13 protein-coding genes and 3 pseudogenes are annotated in these 16,059 nt (G+C 64.1%); 10 read left to right on the top strand and 6 right to left on the bottom strand.

Annotated elements, in window-relative coordinates; translation table 11 throughout:
* Nucleotides 1-33: 33 nt before the first annotated feature.
* From ACF0H6_RS07605 to ACF0H6_RS07590, 4 genes and pseudogenes are all read right to left on the bottom strand, one after another.
* Nucleotides 34-810, bottom strand: a complete 777-nt coding sequence (locus ACF0H6_RS07605; protein WP_395249070.1) for an amino acid ABC transporter ATP-binding protein — start codon at nt 808-810, stop codon at nt 34-36.
* Nucleotides 807-1,781: an amino acid ABC transporter permease gene (locus ACF0H6_RS07600; protein WP_395249069.1), complete on the bottom strand. Its 975-nt coding sequence runs from the start codon at nt 1,779-1,781 to the stop codon at nt 807-809. The genes ACF0H6_RS07605 and ACF0H6_RS07600 overlap by 4 nt, the downstream gene beginning before the upstream one ends.
* Before the next feature lie 35 nt (nt 1,782-1,816).
* Complete coding sequence (locus ACF0H6_RS07595; protein ID WP_395249068.1) at nt 1,817-2,770, bottom strand: ABC transporter substrate-binding protein; 954 nt, start codon at nt 2,768-2,770, stop codon at nt 1,817-1,819.
* A gap of 200 nt (nt 2,771-2,970) precedes the next feature.
* Nucleotides 2,971-4,312, bottom strand: a pseudogene (locus ACF0H6_RS07590) (isochorismate synthase MenF).
* A gap of 92 nt (nt 4,313-4,404) precedes the next feature.
* Here ACF0H6_RS07590 and ACF0H6_RS07585 point away from each other — a divergent pair.
* The 5 genes and pseudogenes from ACF0H6_RS07585 to ACF0H6_RS07565 all read left to right on the top strand — a co-directional run bounded on the left by ACF0H6_RS07585 (nt 4,405) and on the right by ACF0H6_RS07565 (nt 8,926).
* Nucleotides 4,405-5,181 (top strand): demethylmenaquinone methyltransferase, encoded by a 777-nt coding sequence (locus ACF0H6_RS07585; protein WP_395249067.1) that lies wholly within the window; start codon nt 4,405-4,407, stop codon nt 5,179-5,181.
* A 31-nt stretch (nt 5,182-5,212) separates the two neighbouring features.
* Nucleotides 5,213-6,571, top strand: coding sequence for a geranylgeranyl reductase family protein (locus ACF0H6_RS07580; protein ID WP_395249066.1), 1,359 nt, complete (start codon nt 5,213-5,215; stop codon nt 6,569-6,571).
* A gap of 9 nt (nt 6,572-6,580) precedes the next feature.
* Nucleotides 6,581-7,684 (top strand): polyprenyl synthetase family protein, encoded by a 1,104-nt coding sequence (locus tag ACF0H6_RS07575; protein ID WP_395249065.1) that lies wholly within the window; start codon nt 6,581-6,583, stop codon nt 7,682-7,684.
* Nucleotides 7,685-8,104: 420 nt separating this feature from the next.
* Nucleotides 8,105-8,188, top strand: a pseudogene (locus ACF0H6_RS07570) (hypothetical protein); the annotation flags it as partial.
* The gene (locus ACF0H6_RS07565) at nt 8,189-8,926 is read left to right on the top strand and encodes a hypothetical protein (protein WP_395249956.1); all 738 of its coding nucleotides are present in this window, start codon (nt 8,189-8,191) and stop codon (nt 8,924-8,926) included.
* Between the two features lie 224 nt (nt 8,927-9,150).
* Here ACF0H6_RS07565 and ACF0H6_RS07560 read toward each other — a convergent pair whose 3' ends face one another.
* Both ACF0H6_RS07560 and ACF0H6_RS07555 read right to left on the bottom strand, forming a co-directional pair.
* The gene (locus ACF0H6_RS07560; RefSeq protein ID WP_395249064.1) at nt 9,151-9,573 is read right to left on the bottom strand and encodes a hypothetical protein; all 423 of its coding nucleotides are present in this window, start codon (nt 9,571-9,573) and stop codon (nt 9,151-9,153) included.
* A 13-nt stretch (nt 9,574-9,586) separates the two neighbouring features.
* A complete protein-coding gene (locus ACF0H6_RS07555; protein WP_395249063.1) occupies nt 9,587-10,258 on the bottom strand; it encodes a trimeric intracellular cation channel family protein in 672 nt (223 codons plus the stop codon).
* A 63-nt stretch (nt 10,259-10,321) separates the two neighbouring features.
* On the opposite strand from ACF0H6_RS07555, the gene ACF0H6_RS07550 reads away from it, so the two are divergent.
* The 5 genes and pseudogenes from ACF0H6_RS07550 (at nt 10,322) to ACF0H6_RS07530 (ending at nt 16,047) form a co-directional block, all read left to right on the top strand.
* Nucleotides 10,322-11,080, top strand: a complete 759-nt coding sequence (locus tag ACF0H6_RS07550) for a sirohydrochlorin chelatase (RefSeq protein ID WP_395249062.1) — start codon at nt 10,322-10,324, stop codon at nt 11,078-11,080.
* A gap of 133 nt (nt 11,081-11,213) precedes the next feature.
* Nucleotides 11,214-12,963: pseudogene (locus ACF0H6_RS07545) on the top strand (nitrite/sulfite reductase).
* On the top strand, nt 12,960-13,676 hold the full coding sequence (locus tag ACF0H6_RS07540; RefSeq protein WP_395249061.1) for a phosphoadenylyl-sulfate reductase: 717 nt from the start codon (nt 12,960-12,962) through the stop codon (nt 13,674-13,676). The pseudogene ACF0H6_RS07545 and the gene ACF0H6_RS07540 overlap by 4 nt, the downstream one beginning before the upstream one ends.
* Nucleotides 13,673-14,635 carry a sulfate adenylyltransferase subunit CysD gene (gene cysD / locus ACF0H6_RS07535; RefSeq protein WP_395249060.1) on the top strand — a complete coding sequence of 321 codons (963 nt, stop codon included), beginning with the start codon at nt 13,673-13,675 and terminating at the stop codon, nt 14,633-14,635. Before ACF0H6_RS07540 ends, cysD begins: the two co-directional genes overlap by 4 nt.
* A complete protein-coding gene (locus ACF0H6_RS07530) occupies nt 14,635-16,047 on the top strand; it encodes a sulfate adenylyltransferase subunit 1 (RefSeq protein ID WP_395249059.1) in 1,413 nt (470 codons plus the stop codon). The genes cysD and ACF0H6_RS07530 overlap by 1 nt, the downstream gene beginning before the upstream one ends.
* The last annotated feature ends 12 nt before the right edge of the window (nt 16,048-16,059 follow it).

Here is a 16,059-nt window from a genome sequence, read left to right as displayed (position 1 = left end):
GCGTGTCGACAGCCCGTTTGGGTGCCGCAGACGTTACAGCACGCGGCTGAGGAACTCCTTGGTGCGGGCGTGCTGGGGGTTCGCGATGATGTCGCGGGGGTCACCGGATTCCACCACGACGCCTCCGTCCATGAAGGTCAGGGTGTCGCCGACTTCGCGGGCAAAACCGATCTCGTGCGTCACCACGATCATGGTCATGCCGGACTTGGCCAAGTCCTTCATCACGTTGAGCACATCGCCCACGAGTTCGGGGTCAAGGGCAGAGGTGGGCTCGTCGAAGAGCATCAACTCAGGTTCCATGGCCAGGGCCCGGGCGATCGCGACACGTTGCTGCTGGCCGCCGGAGAGCTGCGCCGGGTAGTGGTTGGCTCGATCAGCGAGGCCCACCCGGTCCAACAGTTCGAGGGCGGCCTTCTTGGCTGTCGCCTTGCCGTTGCCCTTGACCTGCATGGGAGCTTCCATGACGTTGTACAGGGCGGTCTTGTGCGGGAACAGGTTGAAGCGCTGGAAAACCATGCCGATTTCGCGGCGCTGGGCGGCGATTTCCTTGACCTTCAGGTCATGGAGACGGCCGTTGACTTCGCGGTAGCCGATCAGCTGGTCGCCGACGGAGATGCGGCCAGCGCTAATGGTCTCCAGCAGGTTCACGCAGCGGAGCATGGTGGACTTGCCTGAGCCGGACGGACCAATGACAACGGACACTTCGCCCTGGTTGACCGTCAGGTCAATGCCGCGAAGCACATGGTGCTGCCCGAAGTACTTGTGGAGGCCTTCGATCCGCACCAGCGGTTTCTGGGTGGTGACGGTCATTTTGCCTCCTCCTCGGGGAAGTCCATCTTCAGCGCAGGCTCTGCTTCGGCGCTCGGCGCGACAGCTGATGCGGCCTTCGCGGCCGCCGGGTTGATGATGGCAGGGGCAAGGTTGGTGTCCACGCCCTTGCCGTAGTACGCCTCGATGTAGCGCTGGCCGACCATAAGAATGCTGGTGATGACCAGGTACCAGATGGCTGCCACGATCAGCAGCGGCACCGGAAGGTAGATGCGGTTGGCCAGGGCATTGGTAGCGAAGGTCAGGTCCAAGGTGAACGGAACGGCCAAAACCAGCGACGTGGTCTTGAGCATGCCGATCGTCTCGTTGCCCGTCGGCGGAACGATGATGCGCATCGCCTGGGGCAGGATGATCCGCCACATAATCTTGCCCTTGCTCATGCCCAAGGCTTCTGCGGCTTCGGTCTGGCCTTTGTCCACGGACTTCAGGCCAGCCCGGAAGATTTCGGCCAGGTACGCGGATTCGTTGAGGCCAAGGCCCAGGATCGCCGCAACAAGTGCCGTGATGACGGTGCTGGTATCAAGGCTGAACAGTTCGGGGCCGAACGGGACCCCTGCGCTGATCTTGGGATACAACACGGCGATCAGGCCCCAGAACACCAACTGGGTGTAAACCGGGGTGCCGCGGAAGAACCAGACCCAGACCCAGCTGGTGTAGCGAAGAACCGGGTTATCGGACTGGCGCATGACGGCCAGCAGGATGGCCAGGACAATCGCAATTACCATCGAAGCTACAGTCAGGAGCAGCGTCCAGCCCACACCCTGGACCACCTTCACATCAAGGATGTAGGTTCCCACAACATCCCAACGGAAATTGTGGTTGGTGATCACGCTCTGCACCATCAGTGCTAGTACGCCAACAATGATGATGGCGCTGATCCAACGGCCAGGGTGCCTGACCGGTACCGCATTGTTCAGCACCGGCGCGGCGTGGCCTGATTGATGATGATCCATCTGTGCACCTGATTTGTTATCGGTGGCGGGAATACTCAAGACTTGACCGCCGGGTTGACCTCAGACTTGGTGATGGCGCCTTCGGCGTTGCCCCAGCCAGTGAGGATCTTCTTGTAGGAACCGTCAGACATGAGCTTGGTCAGCGTCTTCTGGATGACATCGGCGAGGGCGGTGTCCGGCTTGGCAACGGCGATGCCCTGCGGAGCGGCGTCGTAAACGTCGCCGAGCTTCTCAAGCTGGCCGTTGGTCTGGGTCAGCGCGTAACCGATGATGGGCGAGTCGGCTGCCATGGCATCGATGCTGCCGTTGACGAGTCGCGTGGTGACGTCGGTCTGGTTCTTGAGGGTGACGATGTTGATCGGCTGCTTGCCGTCGGCGGCGCACTTCTTGTTGCGGCCGGAGAGGTCCGGGTCTTCCTGGACGGTGCCGGTCTGCACACCGATGGACTTGCCGCAGACGTCATCCAAGGAGAACTTCTTCGGGTTGCCCTTCTGCACGGCCCAAGCGGTGCCGGCGTTGAAGTAGCTGACCATGTTGACGGCGCCGAGTCGCTCAGGGTTGATCGTGAACGAGGAAATGCCGAGATCGTACTTGGGGCCCAGGGCCGGGAGGATGCCCGTGAATTCGGCGGTCTGCACCTGAACCTTCAGGCCGAGGGTGGCGCCGATTGCCTTGGCGATGTCCACGTCGTAGCCAACCGGGGTCTGGCCGTCGGTTCCGAGGAATTCCGCGGGCGCGTAGGTGGTGTCCGAGCCGACGGTCAGCGTGCCCTTGGACTTGATGGCTGCCGGGACCATTGCGGCCAGGGAGTCATCCTTCTGGATGGTGGTGGGGTCAAAGCTCGCGCTCGCGCTGCCCGAAGGTGCGGAGGTACCCGCCGTGCCTGACTGGGAGGCGTTGGTGCAGGCGGTGAGGGCCAGCGCTCCGATTGCGATGATAGTTGCAGCTTTGAGCGTTGAACTGACCGGAAGCGAACGGGATTTCTGCATTTTCTTACCTTTTGTTGCAGTGGATGCGAAACTTATCGGTTCATAGTGTAGCGCCGAACATGAGATGTGCGTCACAGAAAACTAAGTTTTACTATTGGATAACCTACCAAGCAAAAAATCAAGACCCCCAACAGGGCTATTGTCTCGCACCCCAGACATCCGCGGGCGTAGTTTTCGAACGAAATCCTCGGGTTGGACGCTTAGTTGCTGATGCCCAGCGACTCGAGCATTGGCCGGAATTTGGCCCAGCGCCTCCGCCAGTTCGGCGTCGGGAACGGAGCCTTCAACGATCCCGCAGCCCGCATAAAGGCGGACGGTGGTGGAACTTTCGATGATCGCGCCCCGAAGTGCGATGCCCCACTCACCATTGCCCGCGGCGTCGAGCCACCCGACCGGTCCGGCGTACGGCCCGCGATCCATGTGCTCAAGCTCCCGGATCAGCTCCCCGGCAACCAAGGTAGGTGTGCCACACACGGCGGCCGTGGGGTGAAGCGCATTGATCAGGGCAAGGCACGTAGGAACATGTCCCTCAATATCGGCGAGCTCGGCCTTCACATCCGATGCCAGGTGCCACACATTGGGGAGCTCGAGGATGAAGGGTTCGCTGTGCGCATTCATTGCCTCGGAGAACGGCGCCAGTTGCTTCGTCAGGGACTGGATAGCGATCTCGTGCTCGTGCCGCTGTTTCTCCGAACCGGCGAGCACGCGTTCGGCGTATTCCATGGGGGAGCCGTCCACGCCTTCGGCGTCGCGCCGGTCCAGCGTCCCGGCCAGGACCCGCGCCTGTGCAGTGCGGCCCTCTACCTGGATGAGCATTTCGGGCGTCGCCCCTACCAAACCGTCGACGCCGTATGTCCAGCATTCGCGGTATCGGCCGGCCAGCTGGCGGAGCACCTGGGCGGCGTTGACGCCGTCGGGCAACGTTGCCACGACATCGCGGGCGAGGACCAGCTTCTCAAGCTTTCCCGTCCGGATTTCCGCGACGCCATCCGCTACGGCCTGCTTCCAGGCGGTTTCGCTCAGCGAACCGCTCTCCAGTGTGACCTTCCCGTTGCCCGTGAAAGTTGGGTGCCCGACGGCGGAGCCTCCCGCCGCCGTGAGCTTACCGTTCGCCGGGCTAAGCCAGCGCGCCAGGGCGGCGAGGGCGCCCGCCTCGGTGAGTTCGACGTCGTCGAGCGTCAACTGGGTGAGCCACGACTGCCCATCCCGGATCCCGACAACAATTTCCGGAAGGACCAGACGGGATTCAAAGTCGGAGGTCTTGGAGAAGGCAAAGGAGCCGAAGGCGACAGGGCCGGTGCCGGGGATTTCAAGGGGATCCGTGATATCGGCCTCGATGACAAGGTGGCGCCACCAGATATCGGCCTCGAGAAAGCGATCCGGCCCGGAAGCGGTGAATCGCGCGAGTTCGCCAAAGCCCACCAGTCCGTTCTCTCGGCGGGACCAGCACAGGACGTCGTCCCGGACCAGAAACGGCGGCAGCCCCCCGGAGGATGGATCAACATCGAGGGGGACTGTCAAGGTGCGGAGCGTACTCGTCATGATGGAACAACATTACTCCCGCGGGCAACGGTAGCCGCGCGGACCGGAGTGCCCCGAAAGTTCTTCCCAATTTTGTCTGAGACAATTGCAGGGTGAACCGAGCATCCTTGGAAAAGCGTCCGGACGAAGTTGCGACGATGTTTGACGATGTCGCCCCCAAATACGACGTCGTGAACGATGTCCTGTCCATGGGACAGACCCGGCGTTGGCGCCGCGTGGTCGTCGACGCGATGGATGTTCGGGTAGGCCAAAAAGTCCTGGATCTAGCCGCCGGTACGGGCACCTCCAGCGAACCGTACGCCGACGCCGGAGTGGACGTTGTGGCCTGCGACTTCTCGCTGGGGATGCTGAAAGTTGGCAAACGCCGCCGTCCGGACATCGACTTCGTTGCCGGGGACGCCACCAAGCTCCCTTTCGCGGACAACTCCTTCGACGCGTCCACCATTTCCTTCGGCCTGCGCAACGTCAACGAACCGCACAAGGCCCTCGCGGAGATGTTCCGCGTCACCAAGCCGGGCGGACGCCTTGTGATCGCCGAATTCTCGGCCCCGGTAGTGCCCCTTTGGCGGACCATGTATACCGAATACCTCATGCGCGCACTGCCCGCGATCGCCACCAAAGTCTCCTCCAACCCGGACGCCTACGTGTACCTCGCCGAGTCCATCCGCGCGTGGCCGGACCAGGACCACCTGGCCGCGTGGCTGCAGGAAGCCGGCTGGACAGACGTCAACTACCGCAACCTGAGCGGCGGCATCGTGGCGGTGCATCGCGCCCAGAAGCCCGGCGCCGAACACCGGGAAAGCGTTCCCGTGGCAAAGCTACGCCGCCAGATCAAGCCACGCCACCAAACCGGCGACCAGTCCCGCTGACCGGCCTAGCAACCCTAGTAACAAGGACGCTGTGAACGTACTGATAGTCGGCGCAGGGCCAGCCGGATCCACCGCTGCGTACTACCTTGCCCAGGCCGGCATTGCCGTGACGGTGCTGGAAAAGACCAGCTTTCCGCGCGAGAAGGTCTGCGGCGATGGACTCACGCCCCGGGCGGTCCGGGAAATCCAGAAGCTTGGCCTCCCGCACGCCGAGGACGAGGGTTGGCGCCGCAATAAGGGTCTCCGGCTGATCGCCGGCGGCCGCACGATTGAGCTGCCGTGGCCGGAGGTTGCCGATTTTCCCACATATGGCCTCATCCGCACGCGCCTCGGCTTCGATGAGGAGCTGGCCCGGCACGCCCAGTCGGCGGGCGCCGTCGTCCTTGAACGCCACAGCGTTACCGAAGCCCTGCGGTCCGAGGACGGGCGCGTGATCGGCGCACGGGCCGCGATACTCGACGAGTCCGGACGCAAGACGGGCGAAACGCGTGACTTCCATGCCGACGTCGTGCTCGCCGCTGATGGCAATTCGACCCGCACGGCCGTTTCGCTCGGCATGCACAAACGCGATGACCGGCCGCTGGGCGTCGCGGTGCGAACCTACTTCACCTCGCCCCGGCACGACGACGACTGGATGGAAGGCTGGCTTGAGCTCCCGGGCAAGTCCGGCAAACCGCTGCCGGGTTACGGCTGGGTTTTCGGCGTCGGGGACGGCACCTCCAATGTGGGCCTGGGCATCCTGAACTCCTCCAAGGAATTCGGCAAGCTCGACTACAAACAGGTCCTGCGCGAATGGACCGCCGGAATGCCGTCCGAATGGGGCTTCACTCCGGAAAACCAGATGGGCGAAATCCGCGGCGCTGCGCTGCCCATGGGCTTCAACCGCACGCCGCACTATGCCCCGGGGATCATGCTTCTGGGCGATGCCGGCGGCATGGTTTCGCCGTTCAACGGCGAGGGCATTTCCTACGCCATGGAGTCGGCCCGCTTTGCCGCCGAGTTCATCATCGAGGGCGCCGCGCGTTCGCGTTCCGCGGGATGGGGGTCCGGGACGGAGGCTTCCAGGGCCGGCGATGCGCACCTTTCGCGGTACGCGGACTACGTGCGGGACCAGTGGGGTTCGCACTTCACGCTGGGGCGGATGTTTGCCACGCTCATCGGCAAGCCGGCCGTCATGAAACTCGCCCTGCGGACTGGCATGCCCATCCCGGTGCTGATGCGCTTTGTAGTGAGAATGCTCGCCAACCTCACGGATGCATCTGCAAAGGGTTTCGAAGACCGCGTCATCCGAGTCCTCGAGATGCTTGTCCCGGCCACATCCAACACCACGTCCCCCGTCGCTTCCACCCGCGCCGGCACCGAATCAACGCTTTCCACCGCGAAAAGTTAGGGTTAACCCGTGACTCACTCTGCCGACCACAGTTGGACGCACGCCGGGCACGGCCTGCCGAACACTGTTGAACCCGCTCCCACCACCACCGCGATAGCTACTGGCCTGCAGCTTCCTGCAGGTTTTGCGGCTATTGCCAAGGATGTGGAGCTGGGTCCTGCCATCACCACCAACCTTGCACGCGTGGAAAAGAAGCTTCGCGAAGCCATTGCCAACTCGGACCCCCTGGCTGACGCAACGTCGCGTCACTTGGTGGAAGCCGGCGGCAAGCGCATCCGCCCGCTGTTGACTCTTCTGTGTGCCCACCTTGGTGACGCATCCCGTCCCGAGGTGGTCCAGGCCGCCGTCGTCGTCGAATTGACGCACCTCGCCACGCTGTACCACGACGACGTGATGGACTCGGCTCCTTTCCGCCGCGGTGCCCCCACGGCCCACGAGGTCTGGGGCAACTCCGTAGCTATCCTCACGGGCGACCTGATCTTTGCCCGGGCCTCGATCCTGGTGTCCGAGCTCGGTTCGCGTGCCCTGGGAATCCAGGCCCGTACCTTCGAGCGCCTGTGCCTGGGCCAGTTGCACGAAACCGTTGGCCCGCGCGAGGGCGAAGACGCTGTGGAACACTACCTCTCCGTCATTGCAGACAAGACCGGTTCCCTGGTGGCAGCCTCCGGCCAGCTCGGCGCGATCTTCGCCGGCGCCGACGAAGCCTTCGAAGACGTGCTGGTGGAATACGGTGAGAAGGTTGGCGTGGCCTTCCAACTGGCAGACGACGTCATCGACGTCACGGGTGTCAAGGTCAAGTCCGGCAAATCCCCGGGCACGGACCTTCGCGAGGGCGTTCCCACTCTGCCCGTCCTGCTCCTCCGCAAGGCCGCCGACAACGGCGACCACTCCGCCGTCGAACTCTTGAAGCTGGTGGACGGTGACCTGTCCTCCGATGAGGCGCTGGCGCTGGCCGTCGCCGGACTTCGCGAGCACCCGGTGACCGCCGAATCCTGGGTCATTGCACGTCAGTGGTCTGCGGAAGCCATCGAAGCCTTGAAGTCGCTGCCCGAAGGCGTGGTCAAGGAATCGCTGACCAACTTTGCCCACGCCGTCGTGGAGCGCGCGAGCTAGCTACTTCGCCTCTCAATCCCCGCCGCCAGCGTCCCCTGGCGGTGGGGACTTGCGACGTGGGGTCGGGCTTAAATGCAATGGCCCCGGTTCCTTGCAACGCTACGAGTCACGCGCTGCAACGAACCGGGACCATAATCTCCGTTCGCATCAGACCCACCGGAGGCATTTAGTGAATCCGGTTACAGCTTATGACAACTTTGTCACGTACGCAACTTTCCCCGTCAATAGGTTTTCGGGGTTGCAGGGGCCTCGCGCGGCCTTCCTGACAGTCTTTAATTTCGCCGTGGCCTCGACACGCCTGCCAAGGGGTGTGTTGGGCGGATTCCGGTCTCAAAGAAGGTCAGGAAGGCGCGCAGAGAGTTGTCCACATATGAGGATTTGCGGCTACACACAAGCGGGCGGCCCTGCTGAAGTGGACTTATGGATGCGGTTCAATTCCTCCGGAACCGGGGTGGCGCAGCGAGGACCGCGCAGTTGCGGAGTGCTGGCTTTTCCAAATCAGCGTTGGCAAAAGCAGTTAACAACGGATCGCTGAGCTTGCTGCGCCGCGGCGTCTACACGGTTCAGGGTGCCGATCCGGACATCGTCTCTGCGTTTCGGGAGAATGGGGTGCTGACCTGTGTTTCCGCTTGTCGCTTCTACAACTTGTGGCAGCTACTTGAACCAAAGGCTGTTCAGGGTCCCTCGCCCCTCCACCTCAGCTGCGGTAGCGGACTGGCCCGGGCCGGAGTGGTGGACCACACGCCGTGCATCCACCCGCGGCATCCCTACCTTCCTGTGGCTGGCCTGGCCGACGTCCTCATCCATGCTCTGAGATGCCGGCCGGAACTTGAGGCCTTGGTGATGGTGCAGTCTGCAGTTGGCCACGGTTTGATCACCACGGACTTCCTCCGCAAGAAACTCCAAGGCAACCGCAATGGGGCAGCCAGGTCGGTGCTGAACCTCGTGCTGCCCAGGGCTGATTCTTTGCTCGAAGTGCTCGCGCACACGCACTTTGTCAGGGCCGGGCTCCGGGTCCGGATGCACGTGGAGTTGCCCGGAGTGGGTGAAGAGGACTGCCTCATCAATGAGTGCCTCGTGGTGGAACTCGACGGCGGTACCCACCTTGAAGGCAAGCAGGTCAAGAAAGACCAGTACCGGAACAACGCCACCATCAAAGGCGGGCTCCTCGCCCTGCATTACTACTACGTTGACGTCGTCCATCGCCCAGGGGACTGGTCATGGAGGTACTGGCGATCCTGAACGCGCGGGAGTCCGGCAGGTTCGCGCCCCCCAAGGTACGCGCCGGAGTGGGTTCCGCCGTCGTAATCCAGCAAGTGGCGCGCCGTCCTGACCCTCTTTGGCACGATAAAGGCCGCGACGCACCTTGAACAAGGCGTGTCGCGGCCCTTGGAAAATCAAACAGGGTCAGGAAGGCGTCGCCGTCGCCGCGAGCCGTCGCCGCGAGGCCGCCCCTACAGAAGTCCTCAGTCTTCGTCGCTGAAAGCCCAGTCGAACATGTCGAAGACGAACTCGGAGAAGGTGCCTTCCTCGGACTTCCACTGGCCACGGGCGTTGTTGCGGCGCCACACGATGGGATCCGGGACGCTGAGGTCCCCAATGCGGAAGCCCCACGTGAACTGTTCTTCCTCGTCCTCCAGGAACATGAGGAAGCCTTCATCATCTACTTCGAGCTCCTCGGGGTCCCAGAAGTAGTGGTATGCCTCCATGAGGTCCTCGCAGCCACCAATCGCAAGGTAGAACTCGCGCAGCACCATCGGAACAGTGAAGGAGTGGGCAGACAGGGCCTCGTCCAATTCAGCGGGAGTCAGTCCGTCTTCTTCCTGCCATTCGTCCTCGAGATACTTCGGTACAAGCGCGCGGAACTTCTCGAGGAACATGTCAGTCATGCTCCCATCCTAGCTAATCCCGGGACCGTGAATCGGCGCCCGAAGAGACCCCGGCGCGGTGCCATCCCCGGACCGCCAGGGGCGCCCGCCAGGCGCGACGCCAAGCCACCACCCGAAAGGCAAAAACCAGGGCCGCAATGAGTGCCGCTGTCAGCCCATTGAAGGCTCCGGTGTTCCAGAGCAAGGCCGTCAGGGCGGCTCCGCTGAAGGCCGGCAGCGCATACAAGTCGCGGGCATCGAAAAGGGTGGGAATCTCGTTGGCGGTGATGTCGCGCAGCAGCCCGCCGCCCACCGCCGTGGTGACGCCCAACAGGACCGCAGCCACCGGATTCATCCCGGCGGCCAGGGCCCTGAGAGTCCCCGTGATGCAGAACAGGGCCAGCCCGCCGGCGTCGAACAGGGTCAGCAGGGACGTGAAGCGCTGGATGCTCGAGAACAGGAAGTACACCAGTATCGCGGCCAGCAGGGGCGGCACGAGATAGACGGGGTTGGTGAACGCGGCGGGCGGGCCTGCGTTGATGATGATGTCGCGGATAACCCCGCCGCCGAGGGCCACGAGCGACGCCAAAAGAATCGAGCCGATGATGTCGAACTGCTTCTTTGCCGCCAACAATGATCCGGATACGGCGAAAAAGAAGACGCCGGCCAGATCCAGCCATACCAGCGCAAGGTCAAAAGTGAACAAATGCAGCTCCGTTCTTCGTTCACAGACGGGCGATCATGCTTGCCCAACGTTACGCTTGCACGCATGAACAGCCCCGTCTTGATCGCGTGCGCCCACGGAACCCGGAACGTCGAAGGGCAGGCGGCCATCCGCCAGGTCATGGCCGAGATTGAGGCCCTCCGGCCCGGGCTAAGGGTCGTCGAGGCCTACGTGGACGTCCAGGAACCCGAGCTGTCCGGAGTGGTGGCCGGCCTCCCGGAAGGCACGCCCGCCGTCGTCGTTCCCTTGCTGCTCAGCACCGGCTACCACGTCCAGGTGGACATCCCCAAGGCGATCAAGGCCCGGCCCGAGGTGTCCGCGGCACCTCCGCTGGGGCCGGATCCGCGGCTCGCGGAGCTGCTCGCCGCGCGGCTGCTGGACGCAGGCCTGGGCAAGAACGACGGCGTCCTGCTCGCCGCCGCGGGCTCGTCCCTGCCGGACGGATCCGTCGATTCGGAGGAGCAAGCGCGCCAGCTCGCCGCGCTGCTGCCCAACAAGGTGCGCGTCGTCTATGGCGCCAGTGCCGAACCGAACGTGCCCGACGGCGTCAGGGCACTGCGTGCGGAACTAACCGGTGCCGAACTCACCGCCGCGGAAGTCACTGGCGCCGAACTCACCGGCGCCGAAGGCGCCAAAGCGGGCGGCCGGGTGGTGGTGGCCTCCTACCTGCTGGCCACGGGCTACTTCCACGACCAGCTCGCCAAAGCCGGCGCCGACGTCGTGACCGCGCCCCTGCTGCCCTCTCCGGTCCTCGCGGAGATCGCCCTGGAGCGCTTCGACGCAGTCATCGCAGCGCAGTCCTGAAGAGTTCTTGAGGATGCACAGCGAGGCTGGCTGAACAAGGCCCAGCGGCGGTTCGTGACGAAATGTTTCCCTAGGTGACTTTCCGTTTCCCGACCCTTTGTTACGTAAATCCGGCCGCCTCTACAGTCGATGCATGACTGATACTGCTGTAGCTGGAGCCTCCGCGGACCAGGCCGCCCCCAAGCGCCCGGCGCGGACGTCCAACCGTCCTGCCGCAAAGCCCCATGGCCAGTGGAAAGTTGACGGCACCGCGCCGCTCAACGCCAACGAAACCTGGAAGCAGGAGGACAGCGGGCTCAACGTCCGTGAGCGTATCGAGTCGGTCTACTCCAAGCACGGCTTCGACTCGATCGATAGCACGGACCTGCACGGCCGCTTCCGCTGGTGGGGCCTCTACACCCAGCGCAAGCCCGGAATCGACGGCGGCAAGACCGCCACGCTTGAGCCGCACGAGCTCGAGGACAAGTACTTCATGCTGCGCGTGAGGATCGACGGCGGTGCGCTCACCACCGAGCAGCTCCGCGTGATCGGCCAGATTTCCGTGGATTTCGCGCGCGGAAGCGCCGACCTGACGGATCGCCAGAACATTCAGCTGCACTGGATCCGCGTCGAGGACGTCCCGGAGATCTGGCGCCGCCTCGAAGGCGCTGGACTCTCCACCACCGAAGCTTGCGGCGACGTCCCGCGCGTCATTCTCGGCTCGCCGGTTGCCGGCATCGCCAAGGACGAGATCATCGATCCCACGCCTCTGATTCACGAGCTTGCCGAGCGGTTCATCGGCGACCCGGAGCTCGCCAACCTGCCGCGCAAGTACAAGACCGCCATCACCGGCCACCCCTCGCAGGACGTTGTCCACGAGATCAACGACTTCGGCCTGGTGGGCATGGTCCACCCGGAACTTGGCGCAGGCTACGACCTCTGGGTGGGCGGCGCACTTTCCACGAACCCCATGCTGGCCAAGCGTCTCGGAGCGTTCGTCAAGCCTGAGGAAGCCGCCGAGGTATGGCTCGGCGTCACGAGCATTTTCCGCGACTACGGCTACCGCCGCATGCGCACCAAGGCCCGCTTGAAGTTCCTCCTGGCCGATTGGGGTCCGGAGAAGTTCCGTCAGATCCTTGAAGACGAATACCTCGGTTTCAAGCTAGCCGACGGTCCCGCAGCGCCCAAGCCTTCAACGCCCGGCGATCACGTCGGCGTCCACGAGCAGAAGGACGGCAAGTTCTTCATCGGCGCCACTCCCTTGGCCGGACGCCTCTCCGGCGGCCAGCTCGTGAAGCTCGCCGACACCCTCGAGGCCCGCGGCTCCTTCCGCCTGCGCACCACGCCGCACCAGAAGATCGTTGTGCTGGACGTTGCCAAGGAGCAGGTGGAGCCCCTGCTTGCCGAGCTCGACACCTTGGGCCTCTCGGCCCGGCCCTCCGTGTTCCGCCGTGGCACCATCGCCTGCACGGGCATTGAATACTGCAAGCTTGCCATCGTGGAAACCAAGGTCACGGCAGCCACCGCTGTCGCCGAATTGGAGAAGCGCCTGCGCTGACCTCGCGGACAGCGGGCAGCTGCCGCAGGCATTGTCCCTGCACATCAACGGTTGCCCCAACTCCTGCGCCCGCATCCAGACCGCGGACATCGGGCTTAAGGGCATGATGCTGCCAACGCCCGACGGCGACCCCACCCCGGGCTTCCAGGTTCACCTGGGCGGCGGGCTGGCTTCCTCCGAGCGTGACGAGGCAGGCCTCGGACGCACCGTTCGTGGCCTCAAGGTTTACGTGGAAGACCTGCCCGATTACGTCGAGCGCGTGGTCCGGAAGTTCGTGGCCGACCGGGCCGAGGGCCAGACCTTCGCCGAATGGGCACACGCAGCCGATGAAGGAGACCTCCAATGACACCGGTTGAGACCAAGCGCTCCCACGACGAACTCAAGGCGCTGGCCGAAGCCGGTGCTGCCGAGCTCGGCTGGAACGCACCCGCCCGCGATGTCATTGCCTGGGTGACCCGCAACTTCGAGCTGCCGACGGTCGCCGTCGCCTGCTCCATGGCCGACGCCGTACTGCCGGCCTTGGTCGCCGACCAGTTGCCCGGCGTCGACGTTCTCTTCCTGGAGACCGGCTACCACTTCCCGGAAACGCACGCCACACGCGATGAGGTCGCCGCGAACCTGCGCGTGAACATCGTGGACGTGCTCCCGGAAAACACTGTGGAGCAGCAGGACCGGCTTCTCGGCAAGGACCTCTTCGCCCGCGACGCAGCCCAATGCTGCGCACTGCGGAAGGTTCAGCCGCTTCGCCGGACGCTCGCCGGCTACGAAGTGTGGTTCACCGGCGTCCGCCGCGACGAAGCCCCCACACGTACAAATACCCCGTTGATCACGTGGGACGAGACCAACGGATTGGTCAAAGTCAATCCCATGGCGGACTGGAGCTTCGATCAGCTCGTCCAGTACTCCGAAGACAACATCCTCCCTGTCAACCCCCTCCTGAGCCAGGGCTACCCGTCCATCGGATGCCAGCCCTGCACCAGGAAAGTGGCCCCGGGGGCTGACCCCCGCTCCGGCCGCTGGGCAGGAACCGACAAGACAGAATGCGGACTACACGTATGAGCACCCAAATCACCAACGAGGACCTGGAGCTGTCAGTGCTGGAAACCGACGGCGTCGAACCAGCCGAGCGTCTCAGCTCACTCGACACCCTCGAGTCCGAGGCTATCCACATCATCCGTGAGGTTGTTGCCGAGTTCGAGAAGCCTGCGCTGCTGTTCTCCGGCGGCAAGGACTCCGTGGTCATGCTGCACCTTGCCACCAAGGCGTTCTGGCCGGGCAAGGTTCCGTTCCCCGTGCTGCACGTGGACACCGGCCACAACTTCCCCGAGGTCATCGATTTCCGTGACCGCACGGTGGAACGCCTGGGCCTGAAACTGGTGGTGGGCTCCGTGCAGGAGTTCATCGACCGCGGCGAACTCACCGAGCGCGCCGACGGCACCCGCAACCCGTTGCAGACCGTTCCGCTGCTGGACGCCATTCAGCGCAACAAGTTCGACGCCGTTTTCGGCGGCGGACGCCGCGATGAGGACAAGGCCCGTGCGAAGGAACGCATCCTGAGCCTGCGCGACGAATTCGGCCAGTGGGATCCGCGGAACCAGCGCCCCGAACTGTGGAACCTGTACAACGGCCGCCACACCGTGGGCCAACACGTCCGGGCGTTCCCCATCAGCAACTGGACCGAACTGGACGTCTGGCGGTACATCGAACGCGAAGGCATTGAGCTTCCCGGTTTGTACTACGCCCACGAGCGCGAGGTTTACGAACGCGACGGCATGTGGCGTGCGGTGGGTGAGGTTTCCATGCCGCTCCCGCACGAGGAAGTCATCACCAAGACCGTCCGTTACCGCACTGTTGGGGACATGTCCTGCACTGGCGCCGTCGTCTCCGACGCCCGCACTGTTGCCGAGGTTGTTGTCGAAGTTGCCGCATCCACACTCACCGAACGTGGCGCCACCCGCGCAGATGACCGCATCTCCGAGGCAGCCATGGAAGACCGCAAGAAGGACGGCTACTTCTAATGAGCACTGAGACTTCACTTCTGGAGACCGGCCTGCGCGAATCCACGCTGTTCCGCTTCGCCACGGCCGGATCCGTCGACGACGGCAAGTCCACCCTGGTGGGCCGCCTCCTGCATGACTCCAAGGCGATCCTCGCCGACCAGCTCGACGCCGTGGCCCGCACCTCCGCCGACCGTGGCTTTGGTGGAGCCGGCGCCACTGGCACCCAGGCGATTGACCTCGCCCTCCTGACCGACGGCCTCCGTGCCGAGCGCGAACAGGGCATCACCATCGACGTCGCGTACCGCTACTTCGCCACCGACCGCCGCAGCTTCATCCTCGCGGACTGCCCCGGCCACGTGCAGTACACCAAGAACACGGTGACGGGCGCGTCCACTGCGGATGCCGTCGTCGTACTCATTGACGCCCGCAAGGGAGTCCTGGAGCAGACCCGCCGGCACTTGTCCGTGCTGCAGTTGCTTCGCGTGGCCCATGTGATTGTGGCCGTGAACAAGATCGACCTCGTGGACTTCAGCGAGTCGGTCTTCCGCGAAATCGAAGCGGACGTGCAGAAGGTTGCCCGGGAGCTTGGCCTCGGTGCTGATGGAATCTCTGATCTCCTCGTCATCCCTGTGTCAGCGCTCGACGGCGACAACATCGTGGACCGGTCTGAGCGCACCCCTTGGTACTCCGGCCCGGCCCTGCTCGAGGTCCTGGAAACACTTCCGGCCGCAGATGAGCTCGAAAGCCACTTGGAAAGCTTCCGCTTCCCGGTCCAACTCGTCATCCGGCCGCAGGGCGCGTTGGCTCCCGACGCCGTCGCCGCAGGGCTCGACGTCGAGGCGTACCGCGACTATCGCGCCTATGCCGGACAGATCACCGAAGGCACTGTGAGGCTCGGCGACAAGGTCACCGTCCTGAGCCCGGGCGCGGAACCCCGCATCACCACCGTGACCGGGATCGATTTCGCCGGCGGCGAGCTGACTGAAGCGACGGCACCGCAGTCCGTGGCAATCCGCCTTGCGGATGAGATCGACGTCGCCCGTGGTGACACCATTGCCGCGGCAGGGACGGTGCGCGAGAGCTCGGCCGACCTGTACGCCGCGCTGTGCTGGCTTTCGCCCAAGCCGTTGCGCGAAGGTGCCAAGGTGCTCGTGAAGCACGGGACGCGTACAGTCCAGGCTCTGGTTCGCAATGTGACGGGCAAGCTCGACCTGGCCACGTTCAACGTGGAGGGTGCTTCCAGCCTTGAGTTGAACGACATCGGCAACGCCCAGCTTCGACTGGCCGCGCCGTTGCCGCTGGAGAACTACTTGCACCACCGCCGTACCGGCGCGTTCCTGGTGATCGATCCCGTGGATGGCAACACCTTGGCTGCCGGTCTCGTGAAAGACCACCCGGGCGACCACGAGGACGAACGCTACGTCATCTGACGCCCGTAAGGT

This window comes from Arthrobacter sp. NA-172 (assembly GCF_043952055.1).
Lineage (GTDB): Bacteria > Actinomycetota > Actinomycetes > Actinomycetales > Micrococcaceae > Arthrobacter.
The sequence above is the reverse complement of the archived record's forward strand: the minus strand, read 5'-3'. Positions and strand labels throughout refer to the sequence as shown.

What these genes read in the sequence shown, in the direction of transcription:
- ACF0H6_RS07605 (WP_395249070.1), bottom strand. Translation starts at nt 810, where the DNA reads ATGACCGTCACCACCCAGAAACCGCTGGTGCGGATCGAAGGCCTCCAC.
- ACF0H6_RS07600 (WP_395249069.1), bottom strand. Translation starts at nt 1,781, where the DNA reads ATGGATCATCATCAATCAGGCCACGCCGCGCCGGTGCTGAACAATGCG.
- ACF0H6_RS07595 (WP_395249068.1), bottom strand. Translation starts at nt 2,770, where the DNA reads ATGCAGAAATCCCGTTCGCTTCCGGTCAGTTCAACGCTCAAAGCTGCA.
- ACF0H6_RS07560 (WP_395249064.1), bottom strand. Translation starts at nt 9,573, where the DNA reads ATGACTGACATGTTCCTCGAGAAGTTCCGCGCGCTTGTACCGAAGTAT.
- ACF0H6_RS07550 (WP_395249062.1), top strand. Translation starts at nt 10,322, where the DNA reads ATGAACAGCCCCGTCTTGATCGCGTGCGCCCACGGAACCCGGAACGTC.
- ACF0H6_RS07540 (WP_395249061.1), top strand. Translation starts at nt 12,960, where the DNA reads ATGACACCGGTTGAGACCAAGCGCTCCCACGACGAACTCAAGGCGCTG.
- cysD (WP_395249060.1), top strand. Translation starts at nt 13,673, where the DNA reads ATGAGCACCCAAATCACCAACGAGGACCTGGAGCTGTCAGTGCTGGAA.
- ACF0H6_RS07530 (WP_395249059.1), top strand. Translation starts at nt 14,635, where the DNA reads ATGAGCACTGAGACTTCACTTCTGGAGACCGGCCTGCGCGAATCCACG.